The 16,937-nt window shown below is 58.8% G+C and carries 18 protein-coding genes and 1 other RNA gene; 4 read left to right on the top strand and 15 right to left on the bottom strand.

What is annotated here, in order from left to right; translation table 11 throughout:
• Positions 1-7 precede the first annotated feature (7 nt).
• The 3 genes from EL18_RS03715 to EL18_RS03705 form a co-directional block, all read right to left on the bottom strand.
• The gene (locus EL18_RS03715) at positions 8-604 is read right to left on the bottom strand and encodes a LysE family translocator (RefSeq protein ID WP_036479907.1); all 597 of its coding nucleotides are present in this window, start codon (positions 602-604) and stop codon (positions 8-10) included.
• A 74-nt stretch (positions 605-678) separates the two neighbouring features.
• The gene (gene ilvN / locus EL18_RS03710) at positions 679-1,251 is read right to left on the bottom strand and encodes an acetolactate synthase small subunit (RefSeq protein WP_036479904.1); all 573 of its coding nucleotides are present in this window, start codon (positions 1,249-1,251) and stop codon (positions 679-681) included.
• 59 nt (positions 1,252-1,310) lie between these two features.
• A complete protein-coding gene (locus EL18_RS03705) occupies positions 1,311-3,113 on the bottom strand; it encodes an acetolactate synthase 3 large subunit (RefSeq protein WP_081871080.1) in 1,803 nt (600 codons plus the stop codon).
• A gap of 327 nt (positions 3,114-3,440) precedes the next feature.
• Between EL18_RS03705 and EL18_RS03700 the strand changes: the two genes are divergently transcribed.
• On the top strand, positions 3,441-5,207 hold the full coding sequence (locus EL18_RS03700) for an ATP-binding protein (protein WP_081871079.1): 1,767 nt from the start codon (positions 3,441-3,443) through the stop codon (positions 5,205-5,207).
• 91 nt (positions 5,208-5,298) lie between these two features.
• On the opposite strand, the gene EL18_RS03695 is transcribed toward EL18_RS03700, so the two are convergent.
• Entirely contained in the window at positions 5,299-6,090 is a 792-nt protein-coding gene (locus tag EL18_RS03695; RefSeq protein WP_036479897.1) for a GGDEF domain-containing protein, read from the bottom strand.
• Positions 6,091-6,195: 105 nt separating this feature from the next.
• The gene (miaA, locus tag EL18_RS03690; RefSeq protein WP_036479895.1) at positions 6,196-7,092 is read right to left on the bottom strand and encodes a tRNA (adenosine(37)-N6)-dimethylallyltransferase MiaA; all 897 of its coding nucleotides are present in this window, start codon (positions 7,090-7,092) and stop codon (positions 6,196-6,198) included.
• A gap of 27 nt (positions 7,093-7,119) precedes the next feature.
• Here miaA and serB point away from each other — a divergent pair, with 27 nt between their 5' ends.
• Both serB and EL18_RS03680 read left to right on the top strand, forming a co-directional pair.
• On the top strand, positions 7,120-8,007 hold the full coding sequence (serB, locus tag EL18_RS03685; RefSeq protein ID WP_036479893.1) for a phosphoserine phosphatase SerB: 888 nt from the start codon (positions 7,120-7,122) through the stop codon (positions 8,005-8,007).
• Positions 8,004-8,561, top strand: coding sequence for a GNAT family N-acetyltransferase (locus EL18_RS03680; protein WP_036479891.1), 558 nt, complete (start codon positions 8,004-8,006; stop codon positions 8,559-8,561). Before serB ends, EL18_RS03680 begins: the two co-directional genes overlap by 4 nt.
• A gap of 5 nt (positions 8,562-8,566) precedes the next feature.
• On the opposite strand, the gene EL18_RS03675 is transcribed toward EL18_RS03680, so the two are convergent.
• From EL18_RS03675 to EL18_RS03635, 9 genes are all read right to left on the bottom strand, one after another.
• Complete coding sequence (locus tag EL18_RS03675; RefSeq protein ID WP_036479889.1) at positions 8,567-10,048, bottom strand: DegQ family serine endoprotease; 1,482 nt, start codon at positions 10,046-10,048, stop codon at positions 8,567-8,569.
• Between the two features lie 106 nt (positions 10,049-10,154).
• Complete coding sequence (locus EL18_RS03670) at positions 10,155-10,340, bottom strand: DUF2065 family protein (RefSeq protein ID WP_036479886.1); 186 nt, start codon at positions 10,338-10,340, stop codon at positions 10,155-10,157.
• Between the two features lie 18 nt (positions 10,341-10,358).
• The gene (hflC, locus tag EL18_RS03665) at positions 10,359-11,312 is read right to left on the bottom strand and encodes a protease modulator HflC (RefSeq protein WP_036479884.1); all 954 of its coding nucleotides are present in this window, start codon (positions 11,310-11,312) and stop codon (positions 10,359-10,361) included.
• Complete coding sequence (gene hflK / locus EL18_RS03660) at positions 11,312-12,421, bottom strand: FtsH protease activity modulator HflK (protein ID WP_036479883.1); 1,110 nt, start codon at positions 12,419-12,421, stop codon at positions 11,312-11,314. The genes hflC and hflK overlap by 1 nt, the downstream gene beginning before the upstream one ends.
• A 152-nt stretch (positions 12,422-12,573) precedes the next feature.
• Positions 12,574-13,077, bottom strand: a complete 504-nt coding sequence (locus tag EL18_RS03655) for a dihydrofolate reductase (RefSeq protein ID WP_036479881.1) — start codon at positions 13,075-13,077, stop codon at positions 12,574-12,576.
• A gap of 14 nt (positions 13,078-13,091) precedes the next feature.
• The gene (locus EL18_RS03650; protein WP_152552951.1) at positions 13,092-13,487 is read right to left on the bottom strand and encodes a hypothetical protein; all 396 of its coding nucleotides are present in this window, start codon (positions 13,485-13,487) and stop codon (positions 13,092-13,094) included.
• Positions 13,466-13,870, bottom strand: coding sequence for a HEPN domain-containing protein (locus EL18_RS03645; RefSeq protein WP_161781966.1), 405 nt, complete (start codon positions 13,868-13,870; stop codon positions 13,466-13,468). The genes EL18_RS03650 and EL18_RS03645 overlap by 22 nt, the downstream gene beginning before the upstream one ends.
• An 11-nt stretch (positions 13,871-13,881) precedes the next feature.
• Positions 13,882-14,676: a thymidylate synthase gene (locus tag EL18_RS03640; protein ID WP_036479874.1), complete on the bottom strand. Its 795-nt coding sequence runs from the start codon at positions 14,674-14,676 to the stop codon at positions 13,882-13,884.
• Between the two features lie 139 nt (positions 14,677-14,815).
• Complete coding sequence (locus EL18_RS03635) at positions 14,816-15,130, bottom strand: DUF2853 family protein (RefSeq protein WP_036479872.1); 315 nt, start codon at positions 15,128-15,130, stop codon at positions 14,816-14,818.
• 138 nt (positions 15,131-15,268) lie between these two features.
• Here EL18_RS03635 and ssrA point away from each other — a divergent pair.
• Positions 15,269-15,624: a transfer-messenger RNA gene (gene ssrA / locus EL18_RS17460) on the top strand.
• A gap of 94 nt (positions 15,625-15,718) precedes the next feature.
• Here ssrA and EL18_RS03630 read toward each other — a convergent pair.
• Complete coding sequence (locus EL18_RS03630; RefSeq protein WP_036479870.1) at positions 15,719-16,927, bottom strand: multidrug effflux MFS transporter; 1,209 nt, start codon at positions 16,925-16,927, stop codon at positions 15,719-15,721.
• Between the last annotated feature and the right edge of the window lie 10 nt (positions 16,928-16,937).

The following is a 16,937-nucleotide window of genomic DNA, read 5'->3' as shown; positions in this document are numbered from 1 at the left end:
TCCACCCTTAGCTCAGCATTGGCCAGAGCGTGGCGATCAGCGCCAAGCCCATGACGATGTTGAAATACTTCAGGCGCACCGGATCGGAAAGGAAACCGCGCAACGCAACGCCGAAGCCGGCCCAGATATAGAAGGTGGGAACGGCCATGGTGACAAAGCCCAGCGCAACAATCACGACGGAAAGATAGGGAGCGCTGGTCGAGGTGTAGATCGCCATCGCAGTCACACCCATGACCCAGGCCTTCGGATTGACCCATTGAAATGCCGCCGCCTGCAGGAAGGTCAGGGGCTGCTGGGTCTCATCGTTGCCTTTGCCCATCGAGCGCGATGTCGCAATGCGCCAGGCAAGATAGGTCAGATAGGCCCCGCCACAGAACTTCAGGACAAGCTGAAGCTGCGGAAAAGCCGACAACAATGCGCCCAAACCGAAACCGACTGCCAGCAGCAAGGAGCAAAATCCGAAGGCTATGCCAACCATGTGAGGAAGCGTTCGCCGCAGACCGAAATTCACGCCCGAAGCGAGCAGCATGAAATTGTTGGGACCAGGTGTTACCGATGAAACGAAGGAGAACACCAGGAGCGCCGATATGACTTCCAGTTCCATGGGAACACCCGACCAGACTGCCACCCAAGGCAGCAAACGCGTTTATCTGCTGAGCGTGAGGGGCAACAGCAGCCTCACATGCCTTCCGGACCGCGGTTCATGGCGGCAGCACCGGTACGGCAGACCTCAACGAGGCCAAGCGGTGTCATGATCGAGATGAACTGCTCGATCTTGGAAACACGTCCCGTAATCTCGAAGATGAAGTGCTCGGTATTGGCATCGATCACCTGCGCACGAAACGCATCCGCCAGACGCAGGGCCTCCACCCGCTGTTCACCCTTGCCACGCACCTTCACCAGTGCCAGCTCACGCTCCATGGCACGATCATGACCACGCTCTTCAGCGACTTCTGACAGATCAACGACACGGTGCACCGGCACGATGCGCTCCAACTGATGTTTGATCTGCGTAAGGACATGCGGGGTGCCGCGCGTCACGATGGTGATGCGTGACAAATGCTTCTCGTGCTCGGTTTCGGATACGGTAAGGCTGTCGATATTGTAGCCGCGGCCGGAGAAAAGACCGATCACGCGTGCAAGGACGCCCGGCTCGTTATCGACCAACACTGCAAGTGTGCGCCGTTCATCGCGCTCGGTTTCCTTGGTGATGAAATAGGCCGAACCGGTAGGCTGAAGTTGTGCATTCATTCGATGAATCTCTTTTTCAGTTCACTCGCGCAAGCGATTCAAATGACTCTGTAATTCCCTCAGACCAGGGATCGGCCTTCCGCATCAATCGCATTCGCCACTGCCTCGTCCGTTGCTTCGTCGGGCAGAAGCATCTCGTTATGCGCCTTGCCCGACGGGATCATCGGGAAGCAATTGGCGAGATTGGCCACGCGGCAATCGAAGATGACCGGCTTGTCGACCTCGATCATCTCGCGAATGGCATCATCGAGGTCGCCCGGCTTCTCACAACGAATGCCATGTGCGCCATAAGCTTCCGCCAGCTTCACGAAGTCCGGCAGCGCCTCCGTATAGGAATGGGACAGGCGGTTGCCATGAAGCAATTGCTGCCACTGCCGTACCATGCCCATATACTGGTTGTTCAAAATGAAGATCTTGATCGGGGCCCGGTGCTGAACTGCAGCACTCATCTCCTGGATCGTCATCAGAACCGACGCATCACCTGCGATATCGATGACGAGCGCATCGGGATGTGCAACCTGCACGCCAAGAGCTGCGGGCAGACCGTAGCCCATGGTCCCCAGCCCCCCGGAAGTCATCCAGTGGTTTGGCTGCTCAAAACCGAAATGCTGGGCAGCCCACATCTGATGCTGGCCGACCTCTGTGGTGATGTAGGTGTCGCGATCCTTGGTCAGTGCGCTCAGCCGCTCGATGGCATATTGCGGCATGATCACATCATTGTTGTGCTGATAGGCCAGGGAATTGCGTGCGCGCCATTTCTCGATCTGCTCCCACCAGGGCTGCAGCGCCTTCTTGTCTGCCTTGGCACCCGCCCGCCAGAGACGGACCAGATCCTCCAGAACCTGACCGCAGTCGCCGATGATCGGAATGTCGACATGAACATTCTTATTGATCGACGAGGGATCGATGTCGATATGGATTTTCCGGGAGTTCGGCGAGAAGGCATCCAGCCGGCCCGTGATGCGATCGTCAAAACGTGCACCGATACACAGCATGACATCGCAATCATGCATGCACAAATTGGCCTCATAGGTGCCGTGCATGCCCAACATGCCCAGCCAGTTCTCACCGGAAGCAGGATAGGAACCAAGCCCCATCAGCGTGGAGGTGATCGGGAAACCCGTCAATTCGACGAGTTCACGCAAAAGCTGACTTGCTTCCGGCCCGGCATTGATGACACCGCCGCCCGAATAGATGACGGGACGCTTGGCCGAAGCCATGAGCGCGACAGCCTCGCGAACCTTTTCCTGATCGCCCTGCACCTGCGGCTGATAGCTGGTACGCGGAGCCGTCTGCGGCGGCGTGTAGAGACCGGTAGCGAACTGCACATCCTTGGGCACATCGACGACGACGGGACCGGGACGGCCGGTTTGTGCCACATGGAAGGCTTCGTGAAGCACGGCAGAAAGCTCGTTCACGTCACGCACGAGCCAGTTATGCTTGGTGCAGGGACGGGTGATACCCACAGTGTCGCATTCTTGGAACGCATCGGAACCGATAAGGGTGGTCGGCACCTGACCAGTGATGCAGACCAGGGGGATGGAATCCATCAGTGCATCCTGCAGTGGTGTCACCGCATTTGTAGCACCTGGACCCGAAGTGACGAGCATGACCCCGGCCTTGCCGGTTGAACGGGCATAGCCCTCCGCGGCATGCCCCGCGCCCTGCTCGTGACGCACGAGGATGTGCTGAACCTCGTCCTGCTGGAAAAGCTCGTCATAGATGGGGAGAACAGCGCCACCCGGATAGCCGAATATATGCTCGACACCATTGTCTTTCAGCGCCTGGATGACCATTTCAGCGCCCGTCATCTCTCTGGTGCCCGCTTCTGCGGCTTGTGCTTTTGGCGCTCGCGTATCCATCTTTCCCGATCCCGTCTCTTCTTGATTGCGTCGTCGTCTGGCCAATAAAAAAGGCCCCCGGTGGGAGCCTGTCTTTCGCACATGAGTGGCTCTCGCCCGGCGGCTACGCCGCCTTGCCCATGTGCGTTCCTACTACGATAAGAATTTTCTTCATCATGGCGCGGACAATAAGACCGAAAATTGCGCCGGTCAACCTACAAATGCCCTTCTGCTCCGGAGCGACGCGCAGATGCTCCGACCCGGGTTAAGCACTCGGCAACCATAGGCGCAAACCTCACCTTAACCCCGGCGCCAATAATCTGGCTGAACGGGGTAAAGGGGCATGCAATGTATCTAGATGCGACAACCAGACAGGGCGAAGCGACATCACAGGAGCGCCGTCGCAACGACCAGCCGTCATCGCGCGTGCTTGGCCATGTGGTGCAATGTGATGGTGCGCGAGCGGTCATAGCCGCCACGGTCGGCAGCGATGCCGGCGAGACAGGTAGCATCTGGACAGTCGGCAAGATGATCTCGATCAATCTGGGCAGCACCCGGACTGTTGGGCTGATCTACGCAATTGAGAGGCCCGAGCGCTGCTGGTCGGAAGACAATTCCAACCCGATCATGATCTGCGTCGAACTGATCGGCGAGGTACGGGATGAAGCCGGTCGCGCCTATTTCGATCGCGGCATAACCGAATATCCGCATATCGGCGCTCTCGCCCATCGCATCCGCTCGCACGACCTGCGCGCCATCTATGATCTGGGCGGTCGCCGCTCGGTGACGATTGGCAAGCTTTCGCAGGATCATTCCATCGATGCGTGCCTGGCCGTCGATGAAACGCTCAACCGCCACTTTGCGGTGGTGGGCACCACCGGCGTCGGCAAATCCACAGCCGTCTCCCTGCTCCTTCGCAAGATGGTCGAATCGCGGCCTGACCTGCGGGTCATGATCCTCGACCCCCACAACGAATTCGCCTCGGCACTGCCCGAATACAGCGTGCGCATCGACACGAACACTCTGGAACTGCCCTTCTGGCTGTTCCGCCTGGAGGAGTTTGTGGAAGTCCTTTTCCGCGGCCGCGAGGTGGTTGAAGAAGAAGTGGAATTGCTTCGCGATCTCATCACCCAGTCCAAGCATCACTATCGTGATCCGGGTGGCCTGAGCGCGTTGCGTCGGGCTTCCGAGAAGACGGACATCACGGCCGACACGCCCATCCCCTACCGGATGGCGGATCTGCTGCGTGAACTCGAGGACCGGATGGGCCAGCTCGACCAGAAGGTTGAGCGACCCCATTACCGCCAGCTGCGGATCCGGCTGGAAGCTGCGATTAATGACCCGCGCTATCGCTTCATGTTCACATCCCGACTGATCGAAGACACGATCCACCAGACGATCGGCCACCTTTTCCGCATCCCGGGCGATGGCCGTCCGGTCACCTGCTTTGAGATGTCCGGACTGCCCGGTGAAGTGGTCAATTCGGTCTGCTCGGTCATCGCGCGTCTGGCCTTCGATCTCGCACTATGGAGCGAGGGACGGCTGAAGCTCCTGATGCTTTGTGAAGAAGCCCATCGCTACATGCCTGCTGACAGCCGGCTGGGCTTCGCCCCGACGCGCCATGCGCTCGCGCGTATTGCGAAGGAGGGCCGCAAATATGGCTGCTTCCTCGGAGTCATCACGCAGCGCCCTGGCGATCTGGACCCAACGGTCCTTTCGCAGTGCTCGACCGTATTCGCCATGCGACTGGCCAACGAGCAGGATCAGGCCATCATTCGCTCGGCCATCGCCGACTCCTCCGCATCCTCCCTCTCCTTCCTGTCCTCGATGGGACAGCGCGAGGCGATTGCCTTCGGCGACGGTGTGGCCACGACCATGCGCATGAAATTCGAAGAGCTGCCCCGCAGCCTCCTGCCTGGCGTGAAGGACAAGAAGCTGGAGAGCATCGACGGCACGCCGGAAGAGGTCGATCTGGTCGGCATCGTCAACCGCCTGCGCACCGCCGGGCGTCGCGGCAGTCCAGCCGACGCATTCGAAAACAAGACGGGAGGGCCGGTCATGAGCGATGACAGCCTCCAGAACGGCGCTCCACGCTTCAGCTATTTCAGCCGCTGAAGCTGATCCGGCTATCGAAGAAAGTGAAAAAGGCCCGGCTATCGCCGGGCCTTTTCTCGTTCGGATGGTTTCTGGAAGCCAAGGGCTTCCGTCAGGCGCACACCCGATTACGCCCTAGACGTTTTGCCTGATACAGCATCTTGTCCGTGCGACGATAGAATTCGTCAGCCGTTTCCTTGCCGTCCCAGATGGCAAGTCCGACACTCGTCGTCACGCGCAGCCGCACATTGCCGGATTCGATGGAAAGATTGGATATTGCGGTACGGATGCGCTCTGCAAGCTTGACCAGTGCCTGTTGGCTCATATTGGGCGCAACGATCGCGAACTCCTCGCCACCAAGGCGGGCAACGACGTCGTGATAACGCGTCATGTCTCGCAGGCAGGCTGCGACCTGGCGCAGAACCTCATCGCCCACATCGTGTCCATGCGTGTCATTGACCTGCTTGAAATGGTCCAGATCGAGCACCATCAGCCCGATCGGTTTCTGGATGCGCCCGAACTCCCGCAGATATTCGCGCAGCGCCCCATCGAAGAAGCGTCTGTTCTGCGTCCCCGTCAATCCATCCGTCAGAGCTGCATGTTCCAGGGACTCCGAACGCTCGCTCAAGGAGCGGGTCATGGCACGCAGCTTGCCTTCCTCGCGCACCTGGGTGCGGATGAGGGGATATATGAAAAAGAGGCCGAAAACGGTTGCCGTCGCCAGCAGCACGCCGGTCGTGAAGATCAGACGGCCGAACTCGCTGAGTTGTTCGGGATCACCGATGGGCGGAACCGCATTCGCATTGGTGCGCAATATTCCATAGGCAAAGAACAGGAGCGCGCCCGCACCGAGCACCAGTGCGATGAATACGAAGAAAGCCGATTCCGCTTTGTGGAAACGCATGACCCACCCAAACCATTATTTCAGCGGTTGTCTCACGCAGCCACCTTACGGGAGGTTAATCCGCGCCCACAAACGGTTCGACTTGCGAACTTTTTTCCACAAAATTTACTCAGGGTAAACCCCGGCGCCAAAGCACCTGTAAACACGCCATTGCGCACCCAATTGGCCACGAAACCAGGTCGACTGCCGCTTTGCATATTGGCTCGTAGCGATAGTGGAAAGTTGCACCGCTTCTTCCAAGGTCAAGCGACCTGCCAGAAAGTCTCCGATTTCCCTCACACCGATCGCTTTCATTGCCGGCATGTCCGGCGGGAGATCCAACGAAAGCAGCTGCTTCACCTCATCAATCGCCCCCTCCTCGACCATCGCATTGAACCGCAGAGCGATCCGCTCTCTCAGTTCTCTTCGGTCAGGCTCGAGAACCACTTTCCGCGCAGCACTGCCGTCGATCACCGGCACCCCCTTCTGTGACTGCCAGTAACCGATGGATCTGCCCGAAGCCTGCAGCACCTCAAGAGCCCGCAGGATGCGTTGACCGTCCCCCGGCTCCAGTCGTCGGGCAGTTTCAGCATCAAGCTCCAACAGCCTGGAGTGCAGGGCTTTCGGTCCCTCCTGCGTCAACGCCTCTCTCAGAGCTTCCCGTAACTCCTGTGGAACTGTCGGCATTGGCGACAGACCCTCGCACAGTGCGCGGAAATAAAGGCCGGTGCCGCCAACGAAAATCAGCGGCCGCTCGCGTCCGAGCGTCCGCACGATCTCCTCTGCCTCGCGCAGCCATTCACCCGTAGAATAAGGTTCCCCTGGATCCCTGTGGCCATAGAGCCGATGAGGCGCTTGCTTCAGTTCATCAGCTTGGGGCCGGGCCGTAAGGAGTGAAAGAACGCCATAGACCTGCATGGAATCGGCGTTGACGATGACCCCGCCACTCTCCCGGGCCAGTCTGAGCGCCAGACCTGACTTGCCGCTGGCTGTCGGCCCCGCTATCAGGGTCACGTCTTTCATCGCCGCTCAAAACTCCCGGAACCTGCCATGCCTCTCGTCGCCACCCTCATCTCGCATCCAGAACAGGCCGCGCTCAAGGCAGACATAGCGAATAAGGCGTCCGCTGCCCTGGATGCAAGTCAGGTGAACTGGCTTTGTGAGAATGTGGCTTGTGACCTCGTGCTTGGCGATGGAGCAGATGCAGCCAAGGTGCTGGACATCTTGCGGGAAATCGTGGCCGGCCATCCGATCGATGTCGCGGTCCAGGAGAGTGCCGCGCGGCGCAAGAAAATGCTGATCGCCGACATGGATTCAACCATGATCGATCAGGAATGCATCGACGAACTGGCTGAAGAAGTCGGGCTCAAGGATCATGTCGCTGCCATTACGGCGCGCGCGATGAACGGCGAGATCGCTTTCGAACCCGCTCTGCGCGAGCGTGTGGGTCTCCTGAAGGGCCTCGACCGGAAGGTCATCGACAGCGTGATTTCGAACCGCATCACCCTGGCGTCTGGAGGACGCGAGCTCGTCGCTACCATGAATGATGCAGGCGCACACACCGCCTTGGTATCAGGCGGTTTCGACATATTCACCGGCGCCATCGCAGCCAAGCTCGGCTTCAGGGAGCATCGCGCGAACCGGCTGGTCGAAGACGGCGACAAGCTGGCGGGGCTGGTCGAAGAGCCTATCCTTGGCCGCGCCGCCAAGGCGCAGGCACTGGCCGAAATCACCAACCAACTCGGCATCACTTCACGCGATGTCATTGCTGTTGGCGATGGTGCGAATGATCTCGACATGCTTCAGGTAGCGGGAACCGGTGTTGCATTGCACGCCAAGCCTTCCGTTGCCGAAGCCGCACCCTTTCGCATAGATCACGGCGATCTGACTGCCCTGCTCTACCTTCAGGGCTACCGAAGGGTAGATTTCAAACTGTGAGCCTGCTGCAGACAGAACGTCTCCTGATACGCAACTGGCAAGAGAGCGACCGCGCGCTGTTCCATCGCATCAACAGTGATGACAGGGTGATGTCATTCTTCCCGTTCCGCCGCAATCGTGCCGAAGCTGATGAAATGATGGACGGCCTGAGCCGCGAGATCAGCGATCTCGGCTATGGCCTTGCCGCGCTGGAGCGCAAGGATGACGGCCAGGTGATCGGCTTCACCGGTATCCGGAAAGTGCAAGACTTGCCTGTTCTGCCGGATTCAAGTCACGAGATTGGCTGGCGCCTCATACCGGAAGCCTGGGGCAAGGGATTTGCGACAGAGGCTGCCAATGCTTGGCTGGTGTTCGCGTTTCGCCGATTGCAGCTGGCCGAGATCCACTCTTTCGCCGTTCACGACAATCTTGCGTCACTCGCTGTCATGCAGCGCATCGGGATGAGGGAGCTGGATGGCAAGGCGTTTGACCACCCGGCAGTCCCGGACAGTCATCCGCACCTGAAGCGCCACCGGCTCTACCGCCTGAAAGCGGAAGAATGGGAGAGGCTCTAGGCCGATCAATTCATCCGCAAGGTCACGAAGCGCAGCTCGCCACTCTTCGACGCCAGCATCAGGAGCGCATTCTTGCGGCCCTGCTCCTTCAGGCTCTCGATCTGATCCAGGGCCTCCTGCGGTGACGACACGGACTGCAGCGCGATCTCGACGATCACGTCTCCGGCCTGCACGCCCTCGCGCGCTGCAACCGACCCCTCCTCGACTTCCGTGACAACGACACCGCTTGCCTCTTCGGAAAGCTCGAATTCCGCCCGGCGTTCGTCTGTGAGTTCCGCGATCGTCATGCCGAGAAGCTGCGCGCTTTCGACCTCGACCGCCTCTCCTTCGCCTTCCTCTGCAGAAGCCTCGGCCAGTTTTTCGCCCTCTTCCAGACGACCAAGTTCGATCGCCACGCTCATGCGTTCGCCCTTGCGCAGGATCTCCACGGTTACCGTTTCGCCCACTGGGCTTTCCGCCACACTGCGGCTCAACTCACGCACATCGTCGATGTCCTTGCCGTCGAAACCGATGATGATATCGCCTGCCTCGAGCTTTCCTCCGGCCGCCGGTCCGCCCTTGTCGATCCCGCTGACCAGAACGCCGCTGGCTGATTCCAGCCCAAGGCTCTCGGCGATCTCCTCGGTCACGGGCTGTATGCGCACACCAAGCCATCCACGCCGGGTTTCCCCATATTCGCGCAGCTGGTTCACGACATTCATGGCGAGCCGTGAGGGAATGGCGAAGCCGATACCGATCGAGCCACCCGACGGCGAGATGATCGCCGTGTTGATGCCGATGACCTCGCCATCCATGTTGAAGAGCGGGCCACCGGAATTGCCGCGATTGATGGCGGCATCCGTCTGGATGTAATCGTCATAGGGGCCGGAGCCAATCTGGCGATTGCGCGCCGAAACGATGCCCACGGTGACAGTGCCACCGAAACCGAACGGATTTCCGATCGCCATCACCCAGTCGCCAATGCGCATCTGAGCGGAATCACCGAATGGCACCGCCTTGAGATCATGCGCCTTCGGATCGACCTTCAAAACCGCGATATCGGTCTTCGTATCCGCCCCGATCAGTTCCGCATTCACCTTGCTGCCATCAGCGAAGTTGATGACGATCTCGTCGGCATCGGAAATGACATGATTGTTGGTAACGATGATGCCTTCCTCGGCATCGATAACGAATCCGGAGCCCAGCGAGGAGCCGGGACCGGGGCGCCGCTGAGGCGGACGACCATTCTCGAAAAACTCGTTGAAATACTCCTCGAATGGCGACCCTTCCGGGAGCCTGGGCATGGGGACATTGCCCTGACCACTGCCACCATTCTGCGATGTGGATATATTCACCACTGCATCCAGCAGATTGTCTGCCAGGTCGGCAACGGAGTTCGGCCCCTTGGTCTGGGCTGCGGACGGAACAGCCGCGACAGCCAGAAAGGAAGCAACTGTCAGAGAGGATAGTACCCGGCTCAAGGTGCGAAGCGGGCGGGGCGAACGCATTCTGGCAATCTCCGGGTCAAGCTGCATGATAGGATGATCGTCATCAAATGCGGCGTGTTTCGGGCCAATTCCAAGACACGCCACAGATATAATTCATACAGGCTCCTCAGCCACGCACAAGCCACACGATGAACACACCAAGCGCCATGGCGAGAAGGCCGGTTCCGCGCAGCACGCTTTCGGGCAAGCGCAGCACATCGGCAGCCATCCGCTTGGCGAAACGAGGAAGGCCTCCATAAAGGAGGCCTTCAAGCACGAGGACGAGCCCCAGCGCCGCAATGAAATCACTCACGATGCGTTTCCCGCTTCGTCAGTTTGATTGCGCGGGTGCTGTCGGTGCAGCCGGAGCACTCGTCGTGGGCTCTGCAGCATCTGTCATGCTGCCGCGCCCTGCCGGGTTGCCGAAATAGCGGAAGAACTCCGTATCCGGTGAAAGCAGCATGGTCGTGCCAGACGGATCCAGCGCCTGGCGATAGGCTGCCATCGAGCGATAGAAGTCGAAGAAGTCTTCGTCACGCTGGAACGCTTCCGCAAAGATCGCATTGCGCTCGGCTTCGCCTTCACCGCGAAGGATCTCGGCTTCACGCTGGGCGGCAGCGAGTATCTCCACCACCTCACGATCGGCACGGGCGCGGATGCGTGCTGCGGCTTCGCGACCACGCGCACGCAGGCGCTCGGCCTCGGCGAGACGTTCCGCCTTCATGCGATCATAGGTCTGCTGGGAGACTTCGTTGGTCAGGTCGGTTCTGCGGATGCGCACATCCTCGATCTGAACACCAAGCGACGCGGCATCCGGGCGAAGCTGCTCGGCAACTTCACGCATCATGGAGGTGCGCTCTTCCGACAATGCAGCTTCGAAGCCGCGCAGACCGTAGACACGGCGCAGCGCCGCATCGAGACGCGTGCGAAGACGCTGCTCGGCAAGACCGACGCTACCCGAGACAGCCTGACGGAACCGGCGTGGATCCTCGATCGAATAGGCGATGAAGGCGTCAACTTCGTAGAACTTGCCGCCGGAGACCTGAACACGGATGTCTTCAAGGTCGAAGCGCAGGATACGGTCCTCGATGATCTGCACATTGTCAGCTTCCAGGAAGCCGAAAGGCAGCTTGAAGTAGAGACCGGGCTCCTTCTTCACATCAACGATTTCACCGAAGCGAAGAACAATGGCCTGCTGGCGCTCATTCACGACGAAGATGGAAGACAGCGCCAGGAACAGAACGATGGCGGCGGTCACCACGATAATAGGCAAACGGTTCGACATCAGTTGTTGCTCCCTTGTGCCTGGCCCTGCTGATTGGACGAGGGACTGTTGCGCTGCAATTCCGGCAGCGGCAGATAGGGCACGACGCCCTGTCCGTTCGGCTCGACGATGACCTTGTTGGACCCGCCAAGCACCTCTTCCATGGTCTCGAGGAACAGACGCTTGCGCGTTACGGACGGAGCCTTGGCGTATTCGTCATAGACGGAGATGAAGCGCTGCGCCTCACCTTCGGCCTCCTGAACGACACGGTTCTTGTAGGCGGCTGCCTCTTCGCGAATTTCAGCCGCTTCACCACGGGCCTGGCCCAGCTTCTGGTTGGAATACTGGTTCGATTCCTCGACGAAACGATCTTCGTCCTGCTCGGCACGCTGCACTTCATCGAATGCATCTGCCACTTCGCGTGGCGGTGCGGCATCCTCGATCGACAGCGCGTTGACCGTCAGACCGGCACCATATTCTTCCAGCGTGTTCTGGATGATTTCGCGGACTTCCTCGGCAATGCCCTGACGGTCATCGCGGAAAATGTCCTGCGCGGGACGGCGGCCAACCACTTCACGCATGGCGCTTTCGGCCACCTGGCGCACCATCTCATCCGGATTGGCGACGTTGAACATATAGGCTGCAGGATCAGCAACCTGGTAGGCAACGGAGAACTTCACATCCACGATGTTCTGGTCGCCCGAGAGCATCAGGCCGGAAGAACCACCCGCGCGCATCTCGCCGATATCGACCAGACGCTCTGCGATGGAAGCTTTCTCGACCGTCTCGATCGGCCACCAGTGGAAGTGCAGACCCGGCTCGGAGAACTCTTCCTTCGGCTCACCGAAGCGAAGTTCAACGGCAATCTCGTCCGGCTGCACAGTATAGACGGACTGGAACGCCCAGAGACCTGCAAGAGCGATCAGGATCAGCACGAAAAGCGCAGGGCTGGTCTGCCCGCCACCTGGCAGGGCATTCTTCAACCGGTCCTGACCGCGCTTGATGATTTCCTCAAGATCCGGCGGATTGTTCTGCGGGCCTTGTGGGCCACGCGGGCCTTGGTCCCAAGGACCGCCGCCATTTCCGCCGCCGCCCCCCCAGGGACCGCCACTCTGATTGTTCCAGGGCATTCTTGTTCCTTTTGCTTGTGGCCGACAGAAGCCGGCACCCGGCTGTTGTTATAGGTGCGCAGGTTCACCCTTTCAACGAGGCGATGGCACGCAGGAAGGGTTGGAAGTGAAAGATTGCGCGCAAAACGACGTGATCGTTAACAGGCGAAGGCTCAGTTGGCCTCACCTTGCCGCTGATAGACAACATAGCGCGTGGCATAGTCGTCTTTCTCTCCGGCCGGCACCTCCTCGGTCGAAACGACAGTCCACAAACGCTCGTCGATCCGTGGAAAATGCGCATCGCCGTCGATATCGGCAAGAACATGAGTCACCGACAATCTATCTGCTATTTCCAGCGCCTGCCTGAAAATCTCGCCACCGCCTATGACGGCCACTTCCGGTGCGGCATCCGCCTTGGCAAGTTCCAGCGCTTCCTCGAGCGAGCCAACGACATCGGCCCCTTCCGCTTGATATGCACGATTGCGGGTGACCACCACATTTCGGCGGCCAGGCAACGGACGGCCAATGCTTTCCCAGGTCTTTCGCCCCATTACGACCGGCTTGCCCAGCGTCTCGGCCTTGAAGCGCCTCAGATCCGTGGACAGCCGCCACGGCAGCTCACCATCGCGTCCGATCACGCCATTCTCCGCCATGGCGACAACGAGTGTGATTTTCATGTTTCTAGAAACAACTAAGCTGCAAGACGATGAATAATGGCATCTTCAACATAGATGCCGTTCACCACATTACGGGAAAAGCGCACTTCCCCAAGTCCTTCTACATGGATCGCAGAATGCAATCCCCGGATGAGCTTATCGTCCTGATGAGTAATTTTCACGCGACTCAAATCAAGAATAGGCCTATCCGGGTGAGCGTCGCGCCATCGAGCTGATATCGTTGCGGCCTCCAGGTACTTTTGCTGAAGCGCTGATTTTTGGCCTGAATAGCCGATCACCATTTTCCACTTCTCAAGCTCTCCGTGGTAGAGCCAAAATGCAGCAGAAACACCGAAATCAGCCTCATCCAGTGCCTGCACAAGGGTCAGCCCTGCCCTTATCTCGCTCTCTACCAAAAGCTCTGAAGCCACTGAAAAACTCCGTCCGTTTTGTCGACCATCGCGTCGCGCATAGCGGTCGAATTGAAGACATCTATCATATCGTAACGTGCGGCCTCTGACCAATCGGAAACTGTCGACCAGTAGCTATCGAACTGGGGCGATGTTTTTCTGGCGCACTCCAGTTCAGTCCGCAGTCCTGCTAGATTGACCAATGCGTCTAGGTCATGGCTATAGACGGCTTGGACAAATCGCTTGTCTGGTATTGTTTCCGCCGTGAAGCGATGGGCAATTCTTGCCTTAAGAGCGATCTCGGCAGCGTAGCCAAACAAATAATACGCATTTGAGTATCTCTCAGACTGGAACAGCAATTCTGCGTCGTCCAACTTCGAAAGCGCAATCTTCTGTAGTTCCAACCGGTGCATGTTCATACCGCAATCGGTGCGCGGATGGTCGGATCGGCCACGTAATTCTCCAACCGGAAATCGTCATAGGTGAAGGCAAAGAGATCAGTGACTTCCGGATTGATCCACATGTTCGGCAGCGGCTTGGGCGTGCGCTTCAATTGCTCGCGAGCCTGATCGAAATGGTTGGAATAAAGATGCGCATCCCCCAGCGTGTGCACGAAGTCACCGGGTTTCAGCCCAGTCACCTGCGCGATCATCATCGTCAGCAATGCGTAGGAAGCGATATTGAATGGCACCCCAAGGAAAATGTCCGCCGAGCGCTGATAAAGCTGGCAGGAAAGACGTCCTTCGGCCACGTGGAACTGAAACAGGCAGTGGCAAGGCGGAAGCGCCATCTCGTCCACCAGCGCCGGATTCCATGCTGAAACCACATGGCGGCGCGAATTCGGGTTGTTGCGGATGCTGGTAACGACATTGGCGATCTGGTCCACCTGGCCGCCATCGGGCCTTGGCCAGGAGCGCCACTGCGCGCCATAGACAGGGCCGAGATCACCATTTTCATCAGCCCATTCGTCCCAGATCGAAACGCCGTTTTCCTTCAGGTAGGCAATATTCGTGTCGCCGCGCAGGAACCAGAGCAGTTCGTGGATGATCGAACGCAGATGCAGCTTCTTGGTGGTGAGGACCGGGAAGCCCTGCTGCAGGTCATACCGCATCTGGTAGCCGAACACGCCACGTGTGCCCGTTCCGGTGCGGTCACCGCGGTCCACCCCGTTTTCCAGGACATGTTCAAGAAGGTCGAGATATTGACGCATGATCTGCCGATTCGATGTTTCGCTTAAAATCCGGCACGATCATAGACGATCATGGATGACGAGAAAGGCGCGCGCGGCGCCTTTCAACGACTGTTTGTACGATATGCGCTGGCAGCCCATCGCGCTGCCTCACCTGACATCAGGCGAGTACGCTTTCCTTGCTGAGCTGCTTGGCCACCAGATAGTAGAAGGTCACGCGGCTCTTTGAACGGTCGGCGGACATGGCCTCGCAAACCTTCTCGATCGCGGAATCGCATTTGGCTTCATCCGTTTCGCCGAGCTTCTTCATGCACCACTTTTCACGAACCCGCGCCAATTCGCTGGGATCGCTGCATGAGACAAGTGAAGAATCACGGTTGCGCAGCGCAATGCCAAGATGCCGCACGATCTTGTTCACGATAGCCTCATCGGCATTCGCATCATATTTCCGCACATCGGCGAGATAGTCGGACATGTTTTTCCCTCTAGCTTTCAAACCGCCTGCTGCAGCCCGCGAATGCTCGCTTCGCGTGCCCCCTGCACAGCCTGCACGCGTGGACCTTCCGCAATGGACGCGCTCAAGTCAATCCCGCAGCATTAAATTGCCTGCCAAGCCCTTTAATTGCCTGTCACATATCTCTATATTCACGCCGTCGGCTTGACCGACTATGGCGATAAACTGCCGATGCAATAAACCTATCGGACCCGGGGGCGGTACCCGGCGCCTCCACCAAAAACCGCTCGACCAAAGCGGCTTTTGCTGGGGGCGAAACAGGATCGACGAGGGTGTAAAGATCGGACTTTCGCTCGGCATTGTACCACCGTTATCGGGCTAACCTAGTAGTTGCAAACGACAACTATGCGGAAGCACGTCTCGCTGCGTAAGCAGTGCGACAGCTTCAAATTAAGTCTTAAGCCTTCGCAGGCTTAAGCGGGGTCCGGAGGCACCTGGCAACAGAAGCCTCCACTTTCCTCCCGCTTGATCTTCCTGATTGTAAACTGTGCATCCAACCAGTCTGCGCGTATGAAAAAAGGCGGGATCGCTCCCGCCTTCTTAGAGGACTCATTCGCCGGCCGGCTGAACTACCGCCGGTTCCGGCCGTCCCAGCGTCAGTTGCGTCAGAAGGACTGCCAGCACTGCACAGCTGGCAATTGCCGCAATCATTGGAAAAGGCTTGCCGTCGAAGAACAGCCCTGCAATTGCCATGGCCCCTGCCCCGATGGCGAAATGCAACGTCCCCATGAGTGCAGATGCAGTACCCGCAATCTCGCCATGGTCATCCATGGCCAGTACCGAGGTCGTGGGTATCACGAGCCCAAGGAAGCCATATCCCACGAAGAGCATGGCAGCCATGAGCCACAGCGGCTGGAAGCCGCTCCACATGATCGCGCAAAGCGTGACCATGACCGCCGCGAAACCGCTGACCGCCACGCGCACCACGCGGCGAAGCCCGAAGCGCTCGGTCATGTAGCCCGTCAGCTGCGACATGGTGAAGAAGGCGACCGCATTGATCGAGAAGAAAACGCTGTAGAGCGTTGGTGTCAGCCCATAATGCTCGATCAGCACGAAGGACGAGCTCGACAGATAGACGAAGAAGCTTGAAATGCCGAAGCCGCCAATCGCAGTCAGCCCCATGAAGCGCTTCTGCTTCAGGAGGAAGCCGTAGCCAAGCATTGCACTGGCAAGCGAGCTTCCGCCGCGCTGATGCGCGGGTCTGGTCTCCGGAAGCGACAACGCCAGAAGCACAATGGCCAGCACGGCGATCACGGTGACCGTCCAGAAAACCGCGCGCCAGCCTGCAAGCTCGATGATGATGCTGCCCGTCAGTGGCGCCAGGATCGGCGACACGGAAAATACGAGCATCAGAAGTGACATAAGGCGGGCGGCTTCCGTCCCTGTGTGCAGGTCGCGCACGACCGCACGGGAAATGACCATTCCCGCAGAAGCACCGATACCCTGCAGGAAACGGAAGGCGATGAGCACTTCCACCGTCTGGGCGAGTGCCGCACCGACACTGCCCACGGCGAAGATGACAAGCCCCCAGTAGATTGGCGGTTTGCGCCCCATAATATCGGCAAGCGGACCGATGATGATCTGCGATGCTCCCATGGACAGGAAGAAGATGAGCAGGCTCAGCTGAACCGCAGCCGTGGATGCGTCCAGATCCGAACCGATCGACGGCAAGGCGGGGAGATACATATCGATGGCAAACGGGCCTACAGCCGTAAGAATGCCGAGCACGAGCGCCGTGCGGAAATAGTGTGCGGACATAGGATGTCTC

This window comes from Nitratireductor basaltis (assembly GCF_000733725.1).
In the GTDB taxonomy this organism is placed as follows: domain Bacteria; phylum Pseudomonadota; class Alphaproteobacteria; order Rhizobiales; family Rhizobiaceae; genus Chelativorans; species Chelativorans basaltis.
Note: the sequence above shows the minus strand (reverse complement) of the source record. Positions and strands in the feature narration are given on the sequence as shown.

Coding starts and splice junctions, on each gene's coding strand:
- hflC (WP_036479884.1), bottom strand. CDS start 11,312: ATGTCGAACCGTTTGCCTATTATCGTGGTGACCGCCGCCATCGTTCTG.
- EL18_RS03630 (WP_036479870.1), bottom strand. CDS start 16,927: ATGTCCGCACACTATTTCCGCACGGCGCTCGTGCTCGGCATTCTTACG.
- EL18_RS03640 (WP_036479874.1), bottom strand. CDS start 14,676: ATGCGTCAATATCTCGACCTTCTTGAACATGTCCTGGAAAACGGGGTG.
- EL18_RS03695 (WP_036479897.1), bottom strand. CDS start 6,090: ATGCGTTTCCACAAAGCGGAATCGGCTTTCTTCGTATTCATCGCACTG.
- EL18_RS03655 (WP_036479881.1), bottom strand. CDS start 13,077: ATGAAAATCACACTCGTTGTCGCCATGGCGGAGAATGGCGTGATCGGA.
- EL18_RS03705 (WP_081871080.1), bottom strand. CDS start 3,113: ATGGATACGCGAGCGCCAAAAGCACAAGCCGCAGAAGCGGGCACCAGA.
- EL18_RS03675 (WP_036479889.1), bottom strand. CDS start 10,048: ATGCGTTCGCCCCGCCCGCTTCGCACCTTGAGCCGGGTACTATCCTCT.
- EL18_RS03715 (WP_036479907.1), bottom strand. CDS start 604: ATGGAACTGGAAGTCATATCGGCGCTCCTGGTGTTCTCCTTCGTTTCA.
- EL18_RS03700 (WP_081871079.1), top strand. CDS start 3,441: ATGTATCTAGATGCGACAACCAGACAGGGCGAAGCGACATCACAGGAG.
- ilvN (WP_036479904.1), bottom strand. CDS start 1,251: ATGAATGCACAACTTCAGCCTACCGGTTCGGCCTATTTCATCACCAAG.
- serB (WP_036479893.1), top strand. CDS start 7,120: ATGCCTCTCGTCGCCACCCTCATCTCGCATCCAGAACAGGCCGCGCTC.
- hflK (WP_036479883.1), bottom strand. CDS start 12,421: ATGCCCTGGAACAATCAGAGTGGCGGTCCCTGGGGGGGCGGCGGCGGA.
- EL18_RS03635 (WP_036479872.1), bottom strand. CDS start 15,130: ATGTCCGACTATCTCGCCGATGTGCGGAAATATGATGCGAATGCCGAT.
- miaA (WP_036479895.1), bottom strand. CDS start 7,092: ATGAAAGACGTGACCCTGATAGCGGGGCCGACAGCCAGCGGCAAGTCA.